The 21,887-nt window shown below is 42.7% G+C and carries 17 protein-coding genes; 8 read left to right on the forward strand and 9 right to left on the reverse strand.

Annotated elements, in window-relative coordinates:
- Positions 1-418 precede the first annotated feature (418 nt).
- From map to Xvie_RS08630, 4 genes are all read left to right on the forward strand, one after another.
- Positions 419-1,216: a type I methionyl aminopeptidase gene (gene map / locus Xvie_RS08615; protein ID WP_086108919.1), complete on the forward strand. Its 798-nt coding sequence runs from the start codon at positions 419-421 to the stop codon at positions 1,214-1,216.
- Between the two features lie 189 nt (positions 1,217-1,405).
- The gene (gene glnD / locus Xvie_RS08620; protein WP_086108920.1) at positions 1,406-4,063 is read left to right on the forward strand and encodes a bifunctional uridylyltransferase/uridylyl-removing protein GlnD; all 2,658 of its coding nucleotides are present in this window, start codon (positions 1,406-1,408) and stop codon (positions 4,061-4,063) included.
- 37 nt (positions 4,064-4,100) lie between these two features.
- Positions 4,101-4,925 carry a 2,3,4,5-tetrahydropyridine-2,6-dicarboxylate N-succinyltransferase gene (gene dapD, locus Xvie_RS08625; RefSeq protein WP_086108921.1) on the forward strand — a complete coding sequence of 275 codons (825 nt, stop codon included), beginning with the start codon at positions 4,101-4,103 and terminating at the stop codon, positions 4,923-4,925.
- Between the two features lie 480 nt (positions 4,926-5,405).
- The gene (locus tag Xvie_RS08630; RefSeq protein WP_086108922.1) at positions 5,406-5,792 is read left to right on the forward strand and encodes a DUF3461 family protein; all 387 of its coding nucleotides are present in this window, start codon (positions 5,406-5,408) and stop codon (positions 5,790-5,792) included.
- 102 nt (positions 5,793-5,894) lie between these two features.
- Here the strand turns inward: Xvie_RS08630 and Xvie_RS08635 are convergent, their stop codons facing one another.
- The 4 genes from Xvie_RS08635 to syd form a co-directional block, all read right to left on the reverse strand.
- A complete protein-coding gene (locus Xvie_RS08635) occupies positions 5,895-6,341 on the reverse strand; it encodes a flavodoxin (RefSeq protein WP_086108923.1) in 447 nt (148 codons plus the stop codon).
- Positions 6,342-6,391: 50 nt separating this feature from the next.
- Entirely contained in the window at positions 6,392-7,144 is a 753-nt protein-coding gene (gene truC / locus Xvie_RS08640) for a tRNA pseudouridine(65) synthase TruC (protein ID WP_086108924.1), read from the reverse strand.
- Between the two features lies 1 nt (position 7,145).
- Positions 7,146-7,487 carry a YqcC family protein gene (locus tag Xvie_RS08645; RefSeq protein WP_086108925.1) on the reverse strand — a complete coding sequence of 114 codons (342 nt, stop codon included), beginning with the start codon at positions 7,485-7,487 and terminating at the stop codon, positions 7,146-7,148.
- A gap of 711 nt (positions 7,488-8,198) precedes the next feature.
- Complete coding sequence (gene syd, locus Xvie_RS08650; protein WP_086108926.1) at positions 8,199-8,747, reverse strand: SecY-interacting protein; 549 nt, start codon at positions 8,745-8,747, stop codon at positions 8,199-8,201.
- A gap of 391 nt (positions 8,748-9,138) precedes the next feature.
- On the opposite strand from syd, the gene Xvie_RS08655 reads away from it, so the two are divergent.
- From Xvie_RS08655 to xni, 4 genes are all read left to right on the forward strand, one after another.
- The gene (locus Xvie_RS08655) at positions 9,139-10,830 is read left to right on the forward strand and encodes a cholesterol oxidase substrate-binding domain-containing protein (protein WP_086108927.1); all 1,692 of its coding nucleotides are present in this window, start codon (positions 9,139-9,141) and stop codon (positions 10,828-10,830) included.
- Positions 10,831-11,257: 427 nt separating this feature from the next.
- A complete protein-coding gene (gene queF / locus Xvie_RS08660; protein ID WP_086108928.1) occupies positions 11,258-12,103 on the forward strand; it encodes an NADPH-dependent 7-cyano-7-deazaguanine reductase QueF in 846 nt (281 codons plus the stop codon).
- A gap of 194 nt (positions 12,104-12,297) precedes the next feature.
- Positions 12,298-13,665, forward strand: coding sequence for a nucleotide 5'-monophosphate nucleosidase PpnN (ppnN, locus tag Xvie_RS08665; RefSeq protein ID WP_086108929.1), 1,368 nt, complete (start codon positions 12,298-12,300; stop codon positions 13,663-13,665).
- 78 nt (positions 13,666-13,743) lie between these two features.
- Positions 13,744-14,499 (forward strand): flap endonuclease Xni, encoded by a 756-nt coding sequence (gene xni / locus Xvie_RS08670; RefSeq protein ID WP_086108930.1) that lies wholly within the window; start codon positions 13,744-13,746, stop codon positions 14,497-14,499.
- Between the two features lie 106 nt (positions 14,500-14,605).
- Here xni and Xvie_RS08675 read toward each other — a convergent pair whose 3' ends face one another.
- The 5 genes from Xvie_RS08675 to Xvie_RS08695 form a co-directional block, all read right to left on the reverse strand.
- Positions 14,606-16,003, reverse strand: coding sequence for a TolC family outer membrane protein (locus tag Xvie_RS08675; RefSeq protein WP_422645962.1), 1,398 nt, complete (start codon positions 16,001-16,003; stop codon positions 14,606-14,608).
- Positions 16,003-17,340 (reverse strand): HlyD family type I secretion periplasmic adaptor subunit, encoded by a 1,338-nt coding sequence (locus Xvie_RS08680; RefSeq protein ID WP_086108932.1) that lies wholly within the window; start codon positions 17,338-17,340, stop codon positions 16,003-16,005. The genes Xvie_RS08675 and Xvie_RS08680 overlap by 1 nt, the downstream gene beginning before the upstream one ends.
- 51 nt (positions 17,341-17,391) lie before the next feature.
- The gene (locus Xvie_RS08685) at positions 17,392-19,158 is read right to left on the reverse strand and encodes a type I secretion system permease/ATPase (RefSeq protein ID WP_086108933.1); all 1,767 of its coding nucleotides are present in this window, start codon (positions 19,156-19,158) and stop codon (positions 17,392-17,394) included.
- A 233-nt stretch (positions 19,159-19,391) separates the two neighbouring features.
- On the reverse strand, positions 19,392-19,739 hold the full coding sequence (locus Xvie_RS08690) for an AprI/Inh family metalloprotease inhibitor (protein WP_086108934.1): 348 nt from the start codon (positions 19,737-19,739) through the stop codon (positions 19,392-19,394).
- Positions 19,740-20,007: 268 nt separating this feature from the next.
- Complete coding sequence (locus tag Xvie_RS08695; RefSeq protein WP_086108935.1) at positions 20,008-21,438, reverse strand: serralysin family metalloprotease; 1,431 nt, start codon at positions 21,436-21,438, stop codon at positions 20,008-20,010.
- Positions 21,439-21,887: the final 449 nt, after the last annotated feature.

Below are 21,887 nucleotides of genomic sequence, written 5' to 3' on the forward strand. Positions count from 1 at the left end.
ATAAAAATTACTCATATAAATGGATTAACCGCATGAGAGCACCCCGGTGTATGTGCCGATCCGTGTGTGTTATTTACACATAATGAGTTTTATTTAGTATCTCTGCGAATTGCATCATATCAGAAACAATTACACTGAATACCGGCGCGCTTTATACCACAAACCGCCACCAGACTCCAACATTTGTTGCAGCCACCTATGTTAAAAGCTACATTTGCTGCCACTTCTCATTCCACTTCTCATGCCATTTCTGATGGCCTGTAGTCCAGCAGATATAAACGATATCAATCTCAAACTATGGCTGGAAAAATGAGGGTTATATTGGCATCCATTCGGTGGGCTGATACCATTACTGACAACACTTTCCTTAGTTAATATCAAGTAGTCGGTGATTTTCCGACTTAAATGGACCCATTTCATGGCTATTTCTATCAAAACAGAAGAAGACATTCAGAAAATGCGCGTGGCCGGACGTCTGGCAGCCGAAGTTCTGGAAATAATTGAGCCTTACATTAAGGCTGGTGTCACCACCGGTGAACTTGATCGTATCTGCCACGATCATATCACTGAGAAACAGCAGGCTATCTCCGCTTGTCTTGGCTACCACGGCTTCCCTAAATCCGTATGTATCTCCGTCAATGATGTGATTTGCCACGGTATTCCAAGCGATGACAAAGTCCTGAAAGAAGGTGATATCGTCAATATTGACGTTACAGTCATCAAAGATGAGTTCCACGGCGATACTTCTAAAATGTTCATAGTCGGCAAGCCAACCATTCAAGGTGAACGCCTGTGCCGCATAACACAGGAAAGCCTGTACCTTGCCCTGAAAATGGTCAAGCCCGGCATTCGCTTGCGTACCATCGGCAAAGCCATTCAACAATTTGTAGAAGGTCACGATTATTCTGTGGTTCGCGAATACTGTGGTCACGGTATCGGCAGAGTCTTTCACGAGGAGCCTCATGTACTGCATTATGATGCTGATGATGGCGGTGTTGTATTGCAGAAAGGCATGGCATTCACCATTGAACCGATGGTCAATGCTGGTGATTTCCGTATCCGCACCATGAAAGATGGCTGGACAGTTAAAACCAAAGATCGCGGTTGGTCTGCACAATATGAGCACACAATTGTCGTTACTGACAATGGCTGTGAAATCATGACCTGGCGCAAAGAAGAAGAAGCGCATATTTCAGCAGTATTGGTGAACGCATAATTGCCAGCGAGCGCTTATCAGCTTTAACCAAGTAGCAAGTAACAAGCAAACAAGAAACTAAAAGCTCCCTGATAATTCACGGGGAGCTTTAATCTTTGCCTCTAATCCCTGTTCATCCCGCGATTTTCTCAGTAATCTGGACATCATGGTCTGTTTCCTCATGAGCTTCCTCATAATAGGTTTCTACTTATGCCAGTCGATATTTCCTTAGTACATGCACCTGTACCTCCCCTTTCTCCCGTGGAATTTTCCCACGATGACCTGCAATTTCCTGCCCTTAAACAGCATATTGATGAATTCCAGCTATGGCTTGAGCAGGCATTCAAGGCAGGAATTTCACCAGAAGCACTGATTTACACCCGCAGTGACTATATTGATCAACTTTTAAAGCGATTATGGCAGGAACAAAGATTTGCTCAGATAGATTCTCTTTCTCTGATCGCAGTAGGTGGCTACGGTCGCCGTGAATTACATCCTCTTTCTGACATTGACCTACTGATTTTGAGTGAGTCTCCATTGACTGAGGAACAATCAGCTCGTCTCGGGCAGCTCATTGCCCTGCTTTGGGATATCCGCCTTGAAGTAGGGCATAGTGTCAGGACATTTGCCGAATGTCAGCAAAAAGGGCTTTCCGATCTCACAATCGCGACGAATTTGGTTGAATCCCGCTTAATTTGTGGTGACTTACCTCTATTTCTACGATTGCAGAAATATATTTTCAGTGATGATTTCTGGCCATCAGCTCAATTTTTCGCTGCCAAAATTACGGAACAACAAGAACGCCACCAACGCTATCACAGCACCAGTTACAATCTGGAACCCGATATCAAAAGCAGCCCGGGTGGACTCCGTGATATTCACGCATTACTTTGGGTCGCTCGCCGCCATTTTGGTGCCACATCTTTAGATGAAATGGTTAATTTTGGTTTCCTGACCCAAGAAGAGCGCAACGAACTGAATGAATGCCAGAATTTTCTCTGGCGCATCCGTTTTGCCCTTCATTTGGTTGTTACCCGCTATGATAATCGGTTGCTGTTTGAACGCCAGTTCGGTGTCGCCCAATTGCTCGGTTATGAAGGAGAAAGAAATCAGCCAGTAGAGCGAATGATGAAAGATTTCTATCGCATGACTCGCCGTGTCAGTGAGCTGAATAATATGCTGCTGCAACTGTTTGATGAAGCGATTTTGGCATTGCAGCCCAATGAAAAAAAACCACGTCCCCTGAACGGCGATTTTCAATTGCGGGGGAATCTCATTGATCTAATCAATAAAACGCTGTTTAGCCGTGATCCCACCTCAATACTGACAATGTTTTATCATATGGCTGAACACCGTGAAATTAAGGGCATCTATTCCACAACATTGCGTCAACTTCGCTATGCCCGCAGAAACCTGAGCAGCCCTTTGTGTGAATTTCCCGAAGCACGAAAAATTTTCATGGATATTTTGCGTCATCCCAATGCAGTTGCAGGAGCATTACTTCCAATGCACCTTCATAGTGTATTAGGGGCTTATATGCCATTTTGGAGCAAAATTGTCGGTCAGATGCAATTTGACCTTTTTCATGCTTATACCGTTGACGAACACACCATCCGTGTACTGCAAAAACTGGAAAGTTTTGCTGATGAAAACAACCGGATGATCCATCCTCTGTGTGTTGAGCTTTATCCACGTCTTCCTCAACCAGAACTATTGCGGCTGGCGGCTTTTTTCCATGATATTGCCAAAGGGCGCAATGGCGATCATTCTGAGCTTGGTGCCAAAGATGCTTTCGCATTTGCACAACAACATGGTCTGACAAACCACGAAGCAGAATTAATAGAATGGTTGGTTCGCGATCACTTACTGATGTCAGTGACTGCCCAACGGCGGGATATTCAAGATCCGGAGGTCATTCAGCAATTTGCCAGCCGGGTCAAAAACCAAAACCGTCTTAATTACTTAGTCTGCCTAACCGTTGCAGATATTTGTGCCACCAACGCCAAACTCTGGAATAGCTGGAAACAGAGCCTGATACGAGAACTCTATTTCACCACTGAAATCCAATTGCGTCAGGGAATTCAAAACACCCCTGATTTACGAGAACGCATTCGTAATAATCGCTTGCAGGCACTGACTCTTCTGCGACAAGAAAATATCGACGAACAAAGCTTACACAGTATCTGGAGCCGTTGTCATGCAGATTATTTCCTGCGTCATACCCCTGATCAATTAGCATGGCATGCAGGCCACTTAGTCCACCACAACTTCCCGGAACCGATGGTTCTGATCAGCACCGCATTTTCTCACGGTGGCACCGAAATTTTTATTTGGTGCCAAGATCGGCCTTCCCTTTTTGCTGCCGTTGTCGGGGAACTGGACAAGCGTAATTTAAGTGTCCACGATGCCCAAATCTTTACTAATCGTGATGAAATGGCAATGGACACATTTGTTGTTTTAGAACCTAATGGTCACCCGCTGGCACTTGATCGTCACGAGCCTATCCGCCGGGCCTTACTGAAAGTAGTAAACGATCCTCATACTAAAGTACCAAAGATACGCAATCTACCTGCTAAATTGCGCCATTTTAATGTCCCCACCAAAGTAAATTTTTTACCAACAAAAAATGTTCGCCGTACTTACATGGAATTGATTGCATTGGATCAACCCGGGTTATTGGTGAGGGTAGGCAATATTTTCGCGGAACTGGGGGTTTCTCTGCATGGGGCCCGCATTACAACTATTGGTGAGCGTGTCGAAGACTTTTTTGTATTAGCGGATAAAGATCAAAACGCATTACATAAAAAAATAAGGGATGAATTATCAGAAAGGTTGACAGAAGCCCTGAACACACGGGATAAACTATAGCAAGATTCCCTTAACAGAAATTAGGAACCGCATACTTATGCAGCAATTACAAACGACTATCGAAAATGCATTTGAAAACCGTGCAAACATCACTCCCACTACTGTTGATAACACAACCCTCGATGCCATTAATCAGGTTATTCAAATGTTAGACAATGGCAAACTGCGTGTCGCCGAAAAGATCGACGGAGAATGGATAACTCATCAATGGCTGAAAAAAGCGGTACTGCTTTCCTTCCGCATTAATGACAATCAGGTGATGGAAGGTGCTGAAAGCCGCTATTTCGACAAAGTACCGATGAAATTTGCTGATTATGATCAGGCACGTTTCGAAAAAGAAGGATTCCGTGTCGTACCTCCGGCGGCTGTTCGCCAAGGGGCATATATCGCCCGTAACACCGTCTTGATGCCATCTTATGTCAACCTTGGTGCTTACGTGGATGAAGGCTCGATGGTAGATACTTGGGCAACTGTCGGTTCCTGTGCACAGATAGGTAAAAATGTTCACTTATCCGGTGGTGTTGGCATTGGCGGTGTTCTGGAACCATTGCAGGCCAACCCAACCATCATTGAAGACAATTGCTTTATCGGCGCACGCTCTGAGATCGTAGAAGGCGTTATTGTAGAAGAAGGTTCCGTGATCTCAATGGGTGTCTACATCGGCCAAAGCACCAAAATCTATGATCGCGAAACCGGCGAAATCCATTATGGCCGTGTACCAGCGGGTTCCGTCGTAGTATCCGGTAATCTTCCATCCAAAGATGGCAGCTACAGCTTATATTGTGCTGTTATCGTGAAAAAGGTTGATGCCAAGACCCGTGGCAAAGTTTGTATTAATGAACTGCTAAGAAATATTGACTAACAGCATGAATTATCTATTTCATAGATAAGTTCACGAAATTATTATGCGGCTATATATTTGTATTGCCGCATAATTGTAAATTCAGAAAGAACTATTTTTCGCATATGGAAGCTAACTTATTGAAATAATTCTATTGAAGAGGTAGCTCGTTTTTAGAAATAATTGCCAATCTATTCTGAAGATGTTCAGGATCCACCAATCTTTTTGGCATGTGTTCCTCTCAGCCCTGATTATTTTAAATGGATAACACAGTTATCAAATTGATAAACATTTCTTGAAGAGAAATTAGTTTGATTGAATCTTAAGTTCAATAAGAAAAACTGTTACTTTATTGTTCTATTTCTCTACTGACAACTAACCTGTTTCAAGTAGTATTCCCTCAAGCGCCATTAACCAATTGACTTTTAACGATTACGAAATGGATAATAAATCCACTATTTTTTGCCTTTCCATTTCATTGAGGTAACTAGGTGACGCGCTATGTACGATAACTTGAAAAGTTTGGGGATCACGTATCCTGAAGATATTGATCGCTATAGCCTCCGTCAGGAAGCGAATAACGACATTCTGAAGATTTATTTCCGCAAGGATAAGGGCGAATTCTTCGCCAAGAGCGTTAAATTTAAGTACCCACGCCAGTTAAAAACTATTTCTGACAATCATTCAGGCCAAGGTTATAAAGAAGTTAAAGAAATTAACACCAACCTGCGTTATGTGATTGAAGAGCTGGATCAGATTTGCAAACGTGATCAGATTGAAGTGGATTTGAAACATAAGATCCTCGACGACTTACGTCATCTCGAACATGTTGTTGCGAATAAGATCGCAGAAATCGAAGCAGATTTGGAAAAACTGACTCGTAAGTAATGTGTCAGCTGTGTCACCCACCGCTTACCCTTCCGAAGTCTCGAATCAACTAAAGGAATAAGCGGTGTTGTAAATCACCGCACTACATATCCTACAACCGTGCTACAACAGCGTTCCCCACTCCTCAATCCAGTCTTGGGCAAAGACTTCAGGCTCAACCACATCAATAGCATCAATCAGCAATATCTCACCGATTCGTTTGGCTCCCTGTTCCTGTAGCAATTCATCAAAAGAGCGACCACCACCACAGAAAGTATCGTAACTACTGTCGCCCAGAGCAATCACGCCATAGCGCAAATCAGGCTGATAACCCAACTTATCATTCAACTCTGTATAGAGCGGCTGGATATTGTCAGGCAGATCGCCTTGCCCTGTTGTCGAAGTGACCACTAAGACAACTTGCTGTAAATATTCTTGCCATTGCGCTAAAGTTGCATCTTCAAAAATCTCAACCTCATGTCCCTGCTGCACAAGGATCTGCTGCGCTTCTTCCGCAACCGCCAACGCATTGCCATAAATTGTACCAACGAAAACACCAATTTTTGCCATAAATATTGATCTCTTTTACTGGTTTGATACTACGTTGATTGATACTACGTTCATTCACGAATAGTCAGACATTCCAGATCAGGTACAATACCCTGCCAACCAAATTGTTCAAGCAAGTGCTGCCATGACGGCTCCCATCTTGCAGTCAGAAGAAGGCTCTCTCCCGTTACAGGATGCTTGAGTTGAAGATGGCTGGCGTGCAGCATTAACCTGCCAGTCTGATAATATTTATCAACACCTCGATTTTGCCGCAAATCGCCGTGCGTGGTATCCCCAATAATCGGGTGTCGAATATGCGCCATATGCCGCCGCAATTGATGCTTACGGCCAGTTTTTGGCCTCAATTCCAAGAGACTGAAACGTGATGTCGGATAACGCCCTATCTCAATTGGGCACTCTACTTTTGCTAATGAGCGGTAATAAGTAACGGCTGGTTGCGCTTCTCTATCTGTATCAGCAAATTTATCCGCAATTTTATCCAACTGCTCCATTAGGGCGTAGTCGATAATATCATCACCTTCAACATAACCCCTTACAACTGCATGATATGTTTTTTGTATATCGTGGAATTCAAATTGTTGCGAAAGTGTTCTGGCGACTTCACTTGAAAGTGCCATCAATAAAACACCGGATGTTGGCCTGTCCAGACGATGAACAGGAAAAACATGCTGCCCAATTTGATCACGCAGTGTTTGCATCACAAAAACAGTTTCATGGCGAGCCAGCCAACTACGGTGAACTAACCACCCGGCTGGTTTATTGACGGCAACAATATGTTCATCCTGATAAATAATATCCAGCATATCAAGTATCCTGTGTAAACAGATTGCCCGTAAATAAATTATCCAATCCGCGTAAGTGTTCAAGCAAAGGTAAATAACGTTCTACCTCTTCTTTATAAACTTCTTCAAAATATGGGGCGATGGCAAATGCCGTCGGCAAACTGGCTTTTTGATCTATCAAAGCACGTATTCTTGGGATTAACACCCACTGGAGCCACTCTTCCGCCGACATTGTATTGATGGAAAAAGGCTCAGTGCTTTCAAAGGCTTCAGGTTTAGGTGGATAATCTTGCCATAACCCCACCATTTTCATGGCAGCTTCAATTAACTGTAATTTATGTAGAATTTGTTTCTCGATACTCATGATGTTTCGTCTGATGCTTATCTGTTGCTCAGATGACAGAAACTGCCACCACGTCATTGGTGACGTAAGAATATCATTGATACGATTTCAGCGGAAAAGTTGCGGTAGGAAAATTACGGCTATACCCAATGGATTTCAAGGTGCGTCGCGGCGGCAAGGGAGCGAATCCCCGGGAGCATAGATAATTCTATGTTCATAACAACAGTGACTGGGGTGAGTGAGCGCAGCCAACAAAGAGGCAACTTGAAAGACGAAGGGGATATATATGAAATAAGGGAGGAGATAAAATCTCCCCCCCTAGAGTGGCTGTCATAGCAATCCTGCTAAAATGGGGCGCTCCTTGCGTATTTCCCTGACAAAAAATCTCCCTGTAGGTTATCCTTAACTTAATCATTATACTGATAGTTTTCGGCACTCCGGCCTGTACCTAATCATCCTTGAACCATCTTCCCGATGGATTTATTCCCTGGTAATTGTTTTGCTGTGGCTCCTTACGGAACAGTAAAAGGATCTATGATTCAGGCTCTTCAAACAAGCAACTGAATCAGAATTCCAGAAGATAGAATAAAATTAACACTGAGATAAAATCACGCATTCTATTGATATGAAATACAAATAATATAAATTCGCAATATTCACGCCGTGATTCAAAGAAATATCTCACGCGTTATGTGAGATATCTCTTACAAGAAATTAAATTAATATCTGCAATTAATTCATCACAGGATTGATAACCGAAAGGAAACTTGCCAAATCTGAGGATAACGTTTTCCGTTCATCGCGACCAAACTGTTCAAAAATCACTTGTCCTGTCAAATTACACACGGAAATCAACCCCATATCGGAATCAGTGGTGCCAATAAATACGGTAGGCGAGAGTTTTAACCGCTTCTGTGTGACAAGGTGACCAATCAGGTTTTCCTGCAACCGAATAAAATCATCTTCACTCCATACCTGAATCAGACTGAAACGCTGCCCCTCAAAACTGGCGGCCATATCACCTGCAAACTGCATGACATAATAATCATGGATAGAATCTTGCAAACAAATCTCCAATGCAGTTTCTACCTTACTGAGTTTTTCTTGAGCAGAAAACGGCCGAGGAAGCCAATGCACCACACTATCTCCCGTACGCTCAATACATGATGAAGGTATGCCATACAATTCACTGCTGGCTGGCGGAAACCCGGTTTTCTCTTGCCATAATTCAACGTAACGTCGGGTAAAGTCAGAGAGTGCTTCTGTTACATTCAAGGTCATACAATTATATCATCCACATTTTCAGGCTCAGGTTTATAATGTTATCCTGCTTATACCTATAGACTTTTTAGCAAAATAACAACCGAGGAGTGATATTACCACCTTAATGAAAAAATGTTGATATGGCCATCCCTTGCTAAATATTCAGATTTATTTCAATAAATCATGAAAACCATAATTACTTTCCATTCTGTTTGTAGCATCATCTATTACATTTATAGCTAACAAAAATTATTTACCTGACTCTCTCTCAAAAAAACCAACATCCCTCAGATTACATAACACCAATAATCATCTCCGTTCAAAAAAACAATACATAACAAATAGATTTATTTTTGATTTTATATTAAAAAATAAAATTCCACTGACTAAAAGAATAAGGGAATAGAATATGTCATCATCCGAATTGTTTAAGCAAGAAAACATTCATTCACAAGAACAGATAATTACAGAAACAGAATATCACTTACCTGATTTTCCCAAAAAAATCACATGGAAAATAATAAACTTTAAAAATTGGTCAGAAGAAATTAAAGCCTATAATATACCGTGCTGCATACCAAAATCTATTGAAGAAGTTATTACCGTTGTCAATTGGGCATGGAGAGAAAATTATAAATTAAGGCCCATCGGACAATCACATAATTGGTCACCACTGATATTGGAATCCGGGCAAAGTTTCACAAACCGTATTATGCTGATGGATCTTTCCCCTTACTTTAGTCAGGTCAATATTGAACACCGTTCTCAATTTTCCATAGTGACAGCACAAACTGGCATATTGATGGAAAAGTTAATGACTCAAATGGAAGAACAGGGCTTGGGCTTCACTGCAACACCCGCTCCAGGAGATTTAACACTCGGCGCGGTTCTCGCGATAGGAGGGCATGGGACGGCCATTAAAGCACTTGACGAAACCCCACTTCCCGGACATACATTCGGTTCTCTCAGTAATACAATATTATCCCTGTCTGCTGTCATATGGGATAAAGAAAATCAGCAATATGGCATTAAGCGTTTTGAAAGGAATGATCCAGATTGTGCTCCTTTATTAACCCATATAGGTAGTGCTCTAGTTTTGGAAGTCCAGTTGCAAGCTGGTAAAAATCAACGCCTACGGTGTCAAAGCTTTACTGATATTTCTGCGGAAGAGTTATTTGCCTCCCCGAAAAACATAAAAGGAAAACGAACTCTTAGCCAATTCTTGGATAAAAGTGGCCGGGCTGAAATAATTTTGTTTCCCTTTACAAATCACCCATGGTTAAAAGTCTGGAGTGTAGCACCAACTCAACCCTCTTCCAGTGTTGAAGTTAACTCCCCCTATAACTACCCATTTTCCGATAATATTCCACTTATCATATCGAATCTCGTGAAGGAAGCACTTAGCACTAACCCTTCAATAACTCCGTTAATAGGTGAAATGCAATATCTACTGACAAAAATCGCCTTACAAGGCCGTGAAAAAGATATCTGGGGCTGGAGTAAAAACCTGCTGTTATATGTGAAACCGACGACATTACGCGTTACGGCAAATGGTTATGCAGTCTTGACACGCCGTACTGATATTCAACGTGTACTAAGCGTATTCTATAGCCAATGGCAAAATTTGATAAAAGAGTTTGAAATTGAAGGAAAATACCCTATCAACGGCCCCCTCGAGGTTAGAGTCACTGGATTAGATAATCCTGCCGAAGTGATGTATGAAAAAGCGGTTATCCCTGGCTTATCTGCCATTCGTCCCCGTTTGGATCACCCTGAATGGGATGTTGCAGTTTGGATGGATATATTGACCTTTCCGAAAACACCACATTCCATTGAATTTCTCCGTAAATTCGAGCAATGGTTATTTCAAGAGTTTAATGGGACTTACGCATCAGCCCGTGTCGAATGGAGTAAAGGTTGGGCATATGGAAAAACGGCCGCATGGGAGGATACTAATGTGTTAACAAAAGTAATACCAGATTCATTTACTCATGGTTTATCTGCTGATAACAATTGGGCTTCTACGATTTCTGCATTGCAGAAGTATGATCCTCATCATGTATTTAGATCTCCACTATTGAATAAGTTACTTTCTGATTAATCGGGTCATAATAAATAGCAGATATATTTTTATATCTGCTATTTACTAAAATGTGAATAAATTAAACAAATAGAGCAAAGCTAAATAAATATATAATAAAAACATGCACCTTATACTTTTAGATTCAAGCCAAGAAAAAATGCATTTATTTCATTTAAAAAATATTATGCATAATTCAAAGCTAATATAAAGTTAAATTGGAAAATCTCTATATTTAAGATCAAATATAAGGTAGTCTTGGAAAATTCTTATCAAAATCCATCGAAAAAGATTTAGCCTTATTGAAGAAGCTCTACGCTGATGTGGTGAGCATGAGAAATAATGAACAATAAAAATACGAACCGTTAGAATTCCTTGATACACTAAAGGCCATTACAGTCGCAAAAACTATCTCAGTCGTAAGATTTTTCAACTTAAAGGAATTCTAATGTCTTTATATCAGAATAATCAGGCTCTTTCCCAACTCACGTTAGGTAAACCAACCCCCTACTGCGATAACTATGATCCTACTCTATTGCAAGCGGTTCCCCGCAGTATGAACCGTGAACCGCTTGAACTATTTCCTGATAATCTTCCTTTTCACGGTGCTGATATCTGGACAATGTACGAACTCTCCTGGCTCAACGCACGTGGTGTCCCTCAAGTTGCCATCGGTCATATCAGCTTAGATGCAGCCAGTGAAAACCTTATCGAATCAAAAAGCTTTAAGCTTTATCTGAACAGTTTTAACCAAACCCGCTTTGCTGATTGGGAAACGGTGCAAAAAACCCTGCAACAAGATTTATCTGCTTGTGCCAATGGCAATATTGAAGTTGTGTTACATCCTCTCCACGATTTCAGCCAGCAGCCAATTGCCGAATTTGAAGGAAAATGTATCGATAATCAGGATATTGAAATTAATGATTATCAGTTCAGTCGCGATTATCTTAACAATGCAGCAATTGGCCCTGTCGTTGAAGAAACTTTAGTTAGCCACTTACTAAAATCGAACTGCCTGATCACTCATCAGCCCGATTGGGGATCTGTCATGATCCACTATAAAGGCCCCATACTTGATCAGGAAAAGCTCTTGCGTTACCTAGTCTCATTCCGGCATCACAATGAATTTCATGAACAATGTGTCGAGCGCATTTTCAATGACTTAATGACGTTATGCGCTCCAGAAAAACTCACTGTTTATGCACGTTATACCCGTCGGGGAGGATTGGATATCAATCCGTGGCGCAGTAACGAAGCATTTGTTCCAGCAACAGGAAGATTAGCCCGCCAGTAATCGAAGTGACCTGATTAGTGACAGCTAGCCAAACTGCTGGATGAAATCAGTTATACCCAATAGATTTCAAGTTGCTGCGATGGCCAGATTATTGTAATGGTAAACAAATAAAAGCAATAAAAAGCAACGACTTGAGAGATAAAGGGTATAAATCATTATTGAGGAACCCCCGCAAAGGGTAAAAGGAGACATTCTTGATTACACATGTCAATCCATTAGGATCAATGGATTTACTCTCTCAGCTTGAAGTAGATATGCTTAAGCGTACCGCAAGCAGTGATTTATACCGCCTTTTCCGTAACTGTTCACTGGCGGTTCTCAATTCTGGTAGTCAGACAGATAACAGTAAAGAACTACTGTCAAAATATGAAGATTTTGACATCAACGTACTGCGCAGAGAACGCGGCGTAAAACTGGAGCTCGTTAATCCCCCAGAAGAAGCATTCGTTGATGGCAAAATCATCCGCTCCCTGCAAGCAAATCTTTTCGCAGTACTGCGGGATATTTTGTTCGTTCACGCGCAAATTGACAATGCTCAGAAAGCAAACAATTTGAATATGGAAAATGGTATGCACATTACCAATACCATTTTCTCTATCCTGCGCAACGCCAAGGCACTGCATATCTCAGAAGAACCCAATATGATTGTTTGTTGGGGTGGTCACTCAATTAATGAGAAAGAATACCTGTACGGGCGCAAAGTAGGAAATGAACTGGGATTACGTGAACTGAATATCTGTACGGGTTGTGGGCCTGGTGCAATGGAAGCACCGATGAAAGGAGCTGCTGTAGGACATGCCCAGCAGAATTACAAAAAAAGTCGTTTCATCGGCATTACAGAACCTTCAATTATCGCGGCAGAGCCACCCAATCCACTGGTGAATGAGCTGATCATCATGCCTGATATTGAGAAGCGTCTGGAAGCCTTTGTCCGTATTGCCCACGGCATCATTATCTTCCCTGGCGGAGTAGGAACGGCAGAAGAATTACTGTATTTACTGTCTATTTTGATGAATCACGAAAATAAAGATCAAGCTCTACCACTGGTCTTGACTGGCCCCAAAGAAAGCGCCAATTACTTTCAGGTATTGGATGAATTTATCGTTAATACTCTGGGGAAACAGGCTCGCCATCACTATCGCATTATTGTGGATGCCCCATCAGAAGTCGCGCGTATCATGAAAAAAGCCATGCCGGATGTCAAAGAAAATCGCCACTCAACCGGAGATGCCTATAGCTTCAACTGGTCACTGAAAATCAGCCCTGATTTGCAATCTCCATTCAGCCCATCCCATGAAAACATGGCTGATCTGAATTTATCCCCAGATCAGTCGCCAGCAAAACTGGCCTCAGCACTACGACGTGCATTTTCTGGTATTGTGGCAGGCAATGTAAAAGAAGTGGGTATTCATGCCATAGAAAAACATGGGGCATTCAAGATCCATGGAGATGCAGATATCATGCATAGCATGGACAACCTTCTGAAAGATTTTGTGGAGCAGGATCGCATGAAACTTCCCAGAGGCACTGCTTATGAGCCATGTTATGAGATAATCAGATAAATCGCAGATACCTTATCTCATCAATTCAATAATGAGGCTGATGCCAAGGAATAAATCCACGGATGGAAGATAACGACCATGATACACCTTTTGATTGTAGACGCCTTAAATCTGATTCGACGCATTCATGCAGTACAGGGAAGCCCTTGCATCCCAGCCTGTGAGCATGCGTTAAAGCAGTTAATCACCCACGCATCTCCAACCCACGCCGTGGCGGTATTTGATGAAGATGATCGCAGCCATAGCTGGCGCCATCATCTTCTCCCTGATTACAAAGCGGGCCGCTCTGCCATGCCGGACAATTTGCAGCAAGAAATGCCATTAATTAAGCAAGCATTCAATGCGCTGGGAGTCGCCTGCTGGCACGCGGAAGGACATGAAGCGGATGATTTGGCTGCAACACTGGCAACAAAAGTCTCCGATAGCGGGCATAGTGTCACAATCGTTTCAACCGATAAAGGCTATTGCCAGCTTCTTTCTCCCAATATCCAAATTCGCGATTACTTCCAAAAACGCTGGCTGGATTTACCTTTTGTCCAGCAAGAATTTGGCGTTGCCCCTAACCAGCTTCCCGATTATTGGGGGCTAGCAGGCATTAGTAGCAGTAAAATCCCCGGAGTTCAGGGTATTGGCCCCAAAACTGCCGCCACCCTGCTGCTGCAAGCTGGCTCGCTGGATAATTTATTCCATAATTTAGAAACCCTGCCAGATAAATGGCGCAATAAATTGGAATCTCACAAAGAAATGGCTTATATCAGCCGCGAAATTGCATTGCTGAAAACCGACTTGTCATTACAAGGAAATTTGCAGCAATTGAGGCTCATCAATAGATAATGAATTGATATTATTGCAATAATATGATTTGTGATACTTGCTTTTGTGCGAATCTTACAGGCAAATAAAGCGTAGTATCACATTTCAGTCATTTCAACTAATCGTCTCAACCAAAATAATCAGCAATTAAATTAATATGCTCACCCTTTAATTGACCGGATTCATTCAATAAACCAACCCACGCTTTCATATAGTCATATTTTGCCTGAGACAATTCACGGCGAGCAGTATAAAGCTGTTGCTCAGCATTCAATATATCGACATTTACTCTCTGCCCCAGCGCTACACTTTTCTGGGTAGCTTTCACTTGTAATGCAGCCGCTCCCACCGCCATTTCATAGGCTCGTATCCGCTTTTCACCATTCACGCAGGCGTTATAATTGCGTCTCAGTGCATTCAGGATTTCTCCTGTCTGAACATCCATCTCATATTTGGTTTTGCCATAGTTTGCTGCTGATTGGCGCACCGCCGCTGAAGTACCGCCACCATTATAGAGGTTCATGGATACTCGTAATCCGATGGAATCAGTCCGGTATTTTTGGTCGATGCTGTTATCACTGCTGGACTTATTTTCATTATGGGAAGCATACAACTCCAGTTTCGGCAGATATCCTGCACGATTGCGCTGAATATCTTGATACGCCGCCTCAATTTTATGACGGGTCGCAGCCAGTTGTGGATTCTGACGTAATGCCAGCTCTTCCCAATCAGCATAGTGTTCTAAGTCTAGTTTGATTGTTTTGAACCTTGGAACATTGGATAAACGATTAACAGGCAAATCTGCCGGTAACGGCATACCAACCAATAACTGCAAGTCACGAATGGCTGCATCCAGCTCATCCTGCACCACTAACTCATCAGCCAGTACCTGACTGTAACGTGTCTGAGTTTCTGCTACATCAGTACGAGTACCTTCACCGGAAGAAAACAACTTTTGGTTGTGCTCGAGTTGCTCTTCATAGGCTGTCCGCTGCTGAGCGACTTGTGCCAAGCGATCCTGTGCATAAGCCACAGCCACATAACTGTTCACCACCCTGACCGCCAATTGCTGGCTATCCGCCCGAAAGCGAGTATCACTCATTAAGGAATAAGCCTGACGGGTTCGATAACGTGCCCACACTTCAAAATCGAGCAATGGCTGGGTCAAAACAATCGCACCACTATAGCTGCTATACTCCCGGTCACGGCTCTCCCTGATGACCCTGCCCCGATTGTTCAAAGATTGCGATTCCATCTTCTGCCAGTTTTGCGGTGCATTCTGGTAGCTAATTGATATCTTGGGCAGTAACTCTGCCAACCCAAGATTTTTCTCTTCCTGTCCGGCTTCCTGCTCTTTGATAGCGGCCTGAAACGTCGGATCGTGCTGCAATGCCAGCGCATAAGCCTCCGTTAAGGAAAGTGCATGTACGGAGCCAGAAATTAATATTGCCAATAATACGGTTAACAACAGAGGCAATAACAAAGTACGTTTATTGGCAAAACTGCAATACCTCAACATCTTCATTACTCCTCAATCAACGATGTAGACGCTCTATCCATTAGCGGCTTAAACAGATAGCTCAACAGAGAACGCGAACCTGTTTTGACGAATACTTCAACAGGCATCCCCGGTTTGATATTCAATCCTGCCAGTTTCTCCATACCTTCAGGGCTGACTCTCAATCGCATCTGGTAATAAGGTTCTCTTGTCACCCCATCCACCAAACGGTCGGCAGAAACCACCATCACCTTACCTGCGATTTTCGGTGTCCGGTTCTGATTGAACGCCGTAAACATCAAATCAACATCTTGCCCTATAGCCACTTTATCAATCAGGTTCACCATCAAACGCGCTTCTACTTCCAGCGCGCTCTGGGCTGGAAGAATTTCCATTAATTTCTCACCGGAGGCCACCACACCACCTTGAGTAAACACGGTTAATCCAACCACTGAGCCATCTACCGGAGCAATAATGGATGTATGTGACAGGTCAAATTGTGCTGTTTCCAGCTTATTTTTCAGCTCATTAGCCAATACTTGTACATCTGCCAGTTGGCTGCGTACTTCACGTTGGTAATCCGCCTGACGTTGGATAACTCGCTGCTGCGTTTCCTGTCGCTGTTTTTCAAGCTGCCCAATTCGTCCTGCCATCTCAGCCATACTGCCACTTAATTCACTTTGACTACGCAGTAATTCCAGATAACGGTTACGAGGAAAATAACCCTCTTCAGTCAGGGGCCGCAGATTCGTAACCTGCTCTTTGAGCGAAATTTGCTGTTGCTGTTTGCTCATCAGGGCTTCCCGCAGTCCCTTAATTTGAAAATTCAGGCCTTCTTCTGTCTGCTGCATTCCAGCCAAATCACTGCGCAACATTTCACGACGTGATAAAAAGAGCTGTTTTTGCAAGGCAAGAATCTCATTAATGCGTGGCTCCGATTGCTGATTCAATAGCGCAGACGGAAACACAACAGTATCCTGCCCTTGCTGCTCGGCCAGAAGCCGGGCTTCTGTTGCCAATGTGGTATAAAGCTGCTGTTTCAAAGAATCAATTTGAGCGTTAACCTGCACCTGACTGAGCTGAACCAAAACCTGCCCGGCCTTCACGTGTTCGCCTTCTTTCACCTGAATTTGCCTGATAATGCCATTGACAGGGGACTGTACCGTTTTGCGGTTCCCGTCAACCACAACAGTACCAGAAGAAGCAACCCCTTTATCGAGTGGTGCGAATGCCGCCCAAATGAGAAACCCCAGAATGCCAATCCCAATCACCAACCAGCCTATTCGCAGGTAACGATTTGCATCCAGCGGCAATAATTCCGACACCTCATTTCGGGCATCCTTTGCGTTAGTCTGATAGGACATCTTTACTCCCAGATAGAAATATCCCAAGAATTGAAATATGGCTGAATCATGTTACGAGGCACGTTCGACCGCTTTTAACTGTGACTGTGGTTGTGACGGAGACTGAGATAACGCAGCCATCACTTGCTGGGAAGGGCCAAACATTTTCATTTTCCCCTGTACCAACAGCAAAATTTTGGTTGTTTGCGAGAGCAATGAAGGTCTGTGGGTGATAACTACCACCGTTTTATTTTGTTCCCGTAATTGAGCAATCGCATGACTCAGGGCCTTTTCACCAAGATCATCCAGATTCGAGTTAGGTTCATCCAACACCACAAGCGATGGATTGCCATACAGAGCGCGAGCCAAACCTATCCGCTGTTTCTGCCCACCAGATAACCCCATGCCGCCAGCGCCAATAACTGTGTCATAACCCTGCTCAAGATTGAGCACTAACTCATGGACTCCAGCTTTTTTCGCTGCCTCAATGACTTTTTCAGGTTCAACATCATTAAAACGTGCGATATTCTCCGCAATCGTGCCGCCAAATAGTTCAATATCCTGTGGCAGATAACCAATGGATGCTCCTAACTCATCTTTGTTCCATTGGTAAATATCAGCATCATCAAGCCGTACAACGCCTTCTTGCGCTGGCCAGATCCCCACCAGCAAACGGGCCAATGTGGATTTCCCCGAGGCACTAGGGCCAATCACTCCCAGAACATCACCAGAACTCAAGGCAAAGTTGATATCCTGCAAGACATATTGGTTATTTGATGATGATCCGGTCTGCGGGGTCTGGGCTGCCCGAATTTTACTCGGTGGCATTGCCGATACTTTTTCCAGCAATAGCATCCCCTCAGGAGATGGCAATGACATGCCACTTTTGCGTTCTGGTTGAGCTTTTAGTAGCTTGTCCAATCGTTGCCATGATAAGCGGGCTGCACTCCAACTCTTCCATGCCTGTATCAATTGTTCAATCGGCGACAACGCCCTTCCCATCAAAATAGAACCCGCAATCATCATCCCTGGTGTGATATTCCCTTCAATCGCCAACCAACCACCCAAACCAAGAATCAACGATTGCAAAGCCATGCGCACCGTTTTGGTCAACGCTGTGATGGACGCGGATCGCTCACTGGCAATACGCTGAAAATTGAGAAAACGCTGATGCAGGCCAAACCAACGACGGCGCAATGTCGGCAACATTCCAAGCGCTTCAATCACTTCGGCATTACGCAAGTTAGTACTGGCTAAGTTGGCTGATCGTAAAGAAAGATTGCTTGCTTCCGCTAAAGGTGCCTGAGATAACCATTGATTCAACACCGCCAGCGCAATCAAAATAATCGCCCCAACCAACGCCAACAATCCCAAATACGGGCTGAACAGGAAAATAACGCAAAGATAGATAGGGAACCAAGGAGCATCAAAAAAAGCAAATAGTGCATTGCCCGTCAAAAATTGCCGAATGGTCGCCAAGTCATTGAGCATCTGCCCTGCATCAGTGGAGCCATTTCTCAGATTGGATTCATATGACGCGGTATAAACCCGTTGGTTCAGGCACATATCAAACTGACTGCCAATGCGGATCACCACCATACTCCGGATATATTCCAGCCCCCCCATAATGGCGAACATACTCAGTGTAATCAACGTCAGCATTAGCAAGGTCATCTCATTACTCGATGGCAGTACTCGATCATATACCTGAAGCATATAAATGGAGGGAACCAGCATCAGTAAATTGATGAATGCCGTAAATAAGCCAATAGTCCAGAAGACCTTGCTGCGTGCACGGATAACATCCGTGATTTCATCCTTTGGAAAGCGTAATTTCACTGCAATCCCTTTATCATTAAGTGAAGCAAAACGAATTAGTTATCTATATACCCTTCGTCTTTCAAGTTGCCTCTTTGTTGTCTGAGCTCACTCACCCCAGTCACATAGTTATCTATGCTCCCGCGGATTCGTTCCCTTGCCGCCGCGTCGCACCTTAAAATCCATTGGTATACCTTTATATTTTTCAATCCACAGCTTTGCTGAAATCTATCGGGTATATCCATGCATGATTTTTATTTTGTTACCGCATTCGCTGTGCCACTATTTTCTGTGCCATTAAATGTCATGACCAGTTCCCGGCCATCAACAAAATAGGCAATCCACTGTTCCGACTCATGACTAAAAAACGCCAAACTATTGCCATCACCGTCGGTCAATGTGATGCCATCAGGAGATGGATACCATCCTTCAACAGAAGACCCAATCAACTCAGGCACACAAGCATCGCTTTTCAAAGCCCAGATTGAACCATCGGGTAAATGAGTATCAGTCAATTCAATATTGCACAACCTGTTCCCATCGGTGAGTTGCCATAACCCTTTCAACTCACCAGCAGATGGAAGCCCCAAACTACTCGCCATACATCCTCCTACAAAAAAGAGAGAAAAAATTATCGATAAGGCCGATTTTGATAAAAGCGGTTTCAATAAAAACAGTTTCAATCTAAAAAACTGACAGCTACACAGCAAGGAGTTGAAGAAAACAGGTATTAAATTTCGATATCTATACAACACAATTACCTCCTTTCCATCATTTCCACTTTTCATCATGTCCACTTTCCATCATTTAAATAATACTGCCGTATTCCTCTCAGGATACGGCAGTATTTCACTAATATGATGCTATTAATTAGACGATGAAATCTGTCTCAGTCAACGGTTGACCGATAACTTTCACCAGAAAATCATTGCCGGCCAAATCACCACCAAGACTGATTTCCAGATCGGTTACATCATTGGCTTTATCATAAGTGAGCAGTACTTCGCCCGCCTTACCTGAGAACGAATTCACAAATTTGATATCGCCAGTACCACCGAAATTGAAATCAGACAGGTCGATCTTGTCTTCACCAGAGATGAAATCATGAATCCAGTCTGGATTGTCTTTCAGTGATTCTTTGCCATCCAGATAAACAAAGGTATCGTTGCCTTCACCACCCCATAGGTGATCACCGCCCAGGCCGCCATAAATGACGTCATCACCTGCTCCACCTTTCAGAATATTGTCAGCGCTGTTACCTACCAGAATATCGTCACCGCTGCCGCCAATCGCGTTCTCAATAACTACACCACGAGCGATGGAAACGTTGCCTTTCAAGCCTCCAACATCAGAGAAAGCGCCTTCATTCAGGTTAATACGTTGATTTTGGGTAAAGCCAGAGAAATCAAAGGTATCTTCACCGCCAGCATCCCAGACACTGAATACGAGTTTGCTGTTAGCATCAGTTGCGGTCATGAAGTCAAGATCAGTATTGGAATTGAAACCATATACGGTATCTCCCTTACGGGTTTCCATATTCGCACCATACAGATCCTGAATGGCAGAAATATCATTCAGCAAAGGCGCCGATGAATATTGATATTTAAAATCTTGACCAGTGAATTTTTCACTGAAGTAACTCATGACGGTATAAGCACGAGAATCTTCGAAATATTTCGCTGATTTGGTATAGCTTGGACGCACTTTATCAGAAGCATCATAATCGGCAGGATGTTCCAGCCCTAATGCATGTCCAATTTCATGAGTGAAAGTCTGACGGGCATAACCATTCACATCAATGTCATTATCTACAAAAGTATGACTTTCAGAATTATACCAAGTATAAGCAGTTTTCTGCCCCTGTGGCAGAGTAGCAAATGCATAATCCTTGTTGGCGCTATAATCAAAGAAACCAAAAGTGATATTCGCTTTATTAGCGCTGCTAACCTCGGTAAATTTAATATTGGCAACATCAGACCAAGATTGTAAAGAAAGTTTCGCAGCTTTTTGTTGCTCGTTATTAAAAGCACTGAAGCCAGAAATCTTAAACAACGGCATTATAGCAGGTGTCGATTCCAGAAAATGATAAGATAATTCTAATGCGCCAGAATGAATATATTTCTTGGCCCATTGATAATCTCCACGCACAAGCTCATCAGGCGCTTCATCCGCTAATACCTTATGCGCAACACGAACATCAGGATCAGAGTTTGGAACGTAGGCTGTGAGAAGTGAATGAACATCCTGTACGGAATTGGAATCAGATAACCCCACATAGGTATATTTTTTCTTTGAGGTCATGTAAATCTCCTGTAAAAACAAGACAAGTATCCTAAAACCCGAAATTTTCATAATAACGGGCGTAAGAGTTTTAAATTCTTCCTAAGACCCTCTTGGAAAGAAAACTCTAGAATAAAATAGCGTTAGTTATTGTCTATGTAAAAATAATTCATATATCTTTTTAGAATACATATTGCACAAATTTAATTTATGTAATTAATTATTAATTTCTCAATGAAATTTTTTTGATAATAAAAAAACAACATGATTTATTATTAAATTATGTTGTTTTTATCTGCTGAAAATTGATCCTAAGATAGAATTATCTCTTTACCTGATTTTTTTAAAAATTAGTTTATTTCTATTCAACTTGAAATTTATTCCATATCCCTAAATATCAATTTTCAGTGCAATTGAGTTGTATAGTCGAGTTATACAATCAAATAATGCAATAAAAAAAGAAATTGCTC

The sequence above is a fragment of the Xenorhabdus vietnamensis genome, from assembly GCF_002127535.1.
GTDB classification, from domain to species: Bacteria; Pseudomonadota; Gammaproteobacteria; order Enterobacterales; family Enterobacteriaceae; genus Xenorhabdus; species Xenorhabdus vietnamensis.